Origin of the sequence: uncultured Chitinophaga sp. (assembly GCF_937874145.1) — a bacterium.
Classification (GTDB): Bacteria; Bacteroidota; Bacteroidia; order Chitinophagales; family Chitinophagaceae; genus Chitinophaga.
Genome location: NZ_CALNBI010000491.1, coordinates 1 through 3096, shown reverse-complemented (window position 1 = coordinate 3096; position 3096 = coordinate 1). Strand labels below are relative to the sequence as shown.

General features: G+C 54.8%; 4 protein-coding genes. 2 read left to right on the top strand and 2 right to left on the bottom strand.

Annotated elements, in window-relative coordinates; genetic code table 11:
* A partial coding sequence (locus Q0510_RS23260) for a carboxypeptidase (RefSeq protein ID WP_298717161.1) occupies positions 1-1156 on the top strand: 1156 nt, incomplete at its 5' end.
* Between the two features lie 55 nt (positions 1157-1211).
* On the opposite strand, the gene dinB is transcribed toward Q0510_RS23260, so the two are convergent.
* Both dinB and Q0510_RS23250 read right to left on the bottom strand, forming a co-directional pair.
* On the bottom strand, positions 1212-2288 hold the full coding sequence (gene dinB, locus Q0510_RS23255; protein ID WP_298717159.1) for a DNA polymerase IV: 1077 nt from the start codon (positions 2286-2288) through the stop codon (positions 1212-1214).
* Between the two features lie 49 nt (positions 2289-2337).
* Positions 2338-2652 (bottom strand): hypothetical protein, encoded by a 315-nt coding sequence (locus Q0510_RS23250; protein WP_298717157.1) that lies wholly within the window; start codon positions 2650-2652, stop codon positions 2338-2340.
* A gap of 105 nt (positions 2653-2757) precedes the next feature.
* Between Q0510_RS23250 and Q0510_RS23245 the strand changes: the two genes are divergently transcribed.
* A partial coding sequence (locus Q0510_RS23245) for a DUF4251 domain-containing protein (protein WP_298717155.1) occupies positions 2758-3096 on the top strand: 339 nt, incomplete at its 3' end.

The window sequence follows — 3096 nt, the reverse complement described above, 5'->3', positions numbered from 1 at the left end:
CCTGAAGATCGACGACGAAGGCTATCCCGTGCAGCCTTACGGTCTGAAAGACAATCCCCATTCCATCCTCGACGTGGCCGATATCGTGTATGTGGATCCCGTGAACACGGGCTTCTCGCGCATGGCTAACAAAGACGTACAGGGATCGAAGTTTTTCGGGGTAAACCAGGATGTGAAATACCTGGCCGAATGGATCAGCACTTTCATCACACGATACAAACGCTGGGCGAGCCCTAAATACCTCGTCGGTGAAAGCTACGGAACCACCCGCGTATCCGGGTTGGCGCTGGAATTGCAGAACGCACAGTGGATTTATGTGAATGGGGTAGTGCTGGTATCGCCTACCGAGCTGGGGATAGAGCGCGACGGGCCTGCGGATGCCGCGCTCCGCCTGCCGTATTTCGCCGCCACCGCCTGGTACCATAAAGCCCTCGCGCCTGAGCTGCAACAAAAAGATTTGACGGCCATGCTTCCCGAGGTGGAGGAATTCACTATCCGCGAATACTTGCCGGCGCTCGCCCAGGGCGGCAACCTGCCCGACGTGAAGCGGAAAGAGATTGCTGCGAAAGTAGCGCGCTATTCCGGCATTTCGGAGAAAGTAGTATTGCAAAACAACCTCGACGTATCGACCAATTTCTTCTGGAAGGAATTACTCCGCGACCGCGGGTACACCGTTGGCCGCCTCGATTCGCGGTACCTGGGGATCGATAAAAAAGACGCAGGGCAGGGTGTGGATTATAATGCCGAGCTGACTTCCTGGCTGCACTCTTTCACCCCCGCTATCAACATCTACATCCGCGAGGAATTGAAATACAAAACCGATCTGAAATACAATATGTTCGGACCTGTTTGGCCCTGGGATAACAACAACAACCGCACGGGCGACAACCTCCGGCAGGCCATGGCGCAGAACCCTTACCTGCATGTATTCGTGCAGAGCGGATACTACGACGGCGCCTGCGATTACTTCAACGCCAAATACAACCTCTGGCAGATGGATCCCGGCGGCAAGCTGAAGGACCGCATGTCGTTCGAAGGCTACCGCAGCGGGCATATGATGTACCTGCGGAAAGACGATCTGGCCACCAGCAATGAACACCTGCGCCAGTTCATTCTCAAATCCATTCCGAAAGAAGGTCAGGCTGCGAAGTACTGATCTTGCCGATAACATTTTCTGCCCGCCGTTCCTTGCCCGGACGGCGGTTTTTTTTTCAGAATAGCGAGAGTTGGCCTGTTTCAGGGCGCTCTTCCCCGAAGTTGGAAACGGTAATGCCCAGCAGCCGGACTTTCGCGCCTTCCGTTTCAGGATCTGTTTTGGCGAGGAGTTGTTTGGCGGCGGCAGAGATGCTGTCTGCATCGGAGATTGGGTGGTGGGAAGAATGATTGCGGGTGATCTGCCGGAAATCGTTGTATTTGACCTTAAGCGTTACCGTCCGGCCTTTGAGTTGGTGTTTATCGAGACGAGTGGCCACTTTCAGAGCAAGTTTCTCCAGTTCGGGGTCCATTTCGGCGAGGGTGGTGAGGTCGTGGGGGAAGGTGTCTTCCGCGCCAACGGACTTTGTTTCGCGGTGGGGTTGTACGGGGCGTTCGTCTTGTCCGCGGACGATGCGGTAATAAAACCTTCCTGCTTTCCCGAAGTGCTGTACGAGATCGTTTTCCGGGAGTTTTTTGAGATCCGCGCCATTGAACAGGCCCATGCGCTGCATTTTCTCCGCGGTTACTTTACCGACGCCATGGAATTTTTCTACCGGGAGGTTTTCCATGAAAGATTCGATCTGGGATGGGCCGATGAAAGTGAGCCCGTCGGGCTTATGCATATCGGACGCGATCTTGGCCACGAATTTATTGATGGAAACGCCTGCGGAAGCCGTGAGATTGAGTTCGTCGCGGATGGCTTGTTTGATTTGCTGCGCGATGGCGATGGCGGAACCGATGTTTTGTTTGTCGATGGTGACGTCTAGATAGGCTTCGTCGAGGGAGAGGGGCTCGATGAGGTCGGTATAGCGTTGGAAAATGGAACGGACGTGGCGGGAAACGTCGCGGTAAACGTCGAACCGCGGATATACGAAGATGATATGCGGGCAAAGCTGCAGGGCTCTTTTGGAAGGCATGGCGGAGCGGACTCCGAATTTTCTGGCTTCGTAGCTGGCCGTTGCCACCACTCCGCCACGCCCTTCCGGGGAGCCGCCTACGGCGATAGCTTTACCGCGGTAGTCGGGATGGTCGCGCTGCTCCACCGATGCGTAGAAGGCATCCATGTCGATATGAATGATTTTGCGGAGCGTCATGTCCGCAAGTTACGCAAGAAACGGTAACGGGCAGCGCGGCGAAAGCGGATCAGCGTGCCTGGTACTTCGGCATCACGAGGAGTTTTACCACCGTGTGTGCGATAGCGGAAAGGCCGAGGGCCACCACCAGGATGAGCCAGCGCTTAACGGGCGTATCGAACACGTCCATCACTTCGGAAGTGCCTTTGCCGGCGAACAGGGTCGTCATGGCAAAGAGGATCGCGCCGCAGATCCATAAGGTCAGGTGCGACCAGAGGTACTTTTTGCGGTTGTACTGATCTTTTCCGAAGGAAGTGAAAAGCAGGAAGACGTGTGCGACAAAAAACAGGGCCGCTGCTACGGCGAGCAAAACGAATGGAGTCATAACATCAGGTGTTTAAGGATATAGTGGCACCAATATAAGGAATCCCGACAACATTTATGGCCCGCCTTTTGTTCTTTCCTTAAATATATTTCTAAACCATTTGCTATGCGTATATTGAACACGATCCCGGTATGGATCATTGCCTTCTTTGCGCTGTCCTGCTCCTCGACCCAACAGGTGCCCTCCGGCACAACGGCCGATATCAAGACCATCGTTCCCTCCCGCAATTTTGTTTTCCGGATGCAGAGTGTTTTGCCGATGAGCGGCCGCACGCGGCAGATGGCAGGGGATGGGTATGAAGTAAAGGTGTCGAAAGATACGGTTGATTCCTGGCTGCCCTATTTCGGGCGGGCCTATTCCGCACCGATAGACCCTCTGAACAGCGGCGTCACGTTCATTTCTACGGACTTCGAGTACACCGAAGCCCCGCGGAAAGACGGCGGC

Excerpts from the sequence above, each read along its gene's own strand:
- dinB (WP_298717159.1), bottom strand. The coding sequence starts at position 2,288 with ATGACGCTCCGCAAAATCATTCATATCGACATGGATGCCTTCTACGCA.
- Q0510_RS23250 (WP_298717157.1), bottom strand. The coding sequence starts at position 2,652 with ATGACTCCATTCGTTTTGCTCGCCGTAGCAGCGGCCCTGTTTTTTGTC.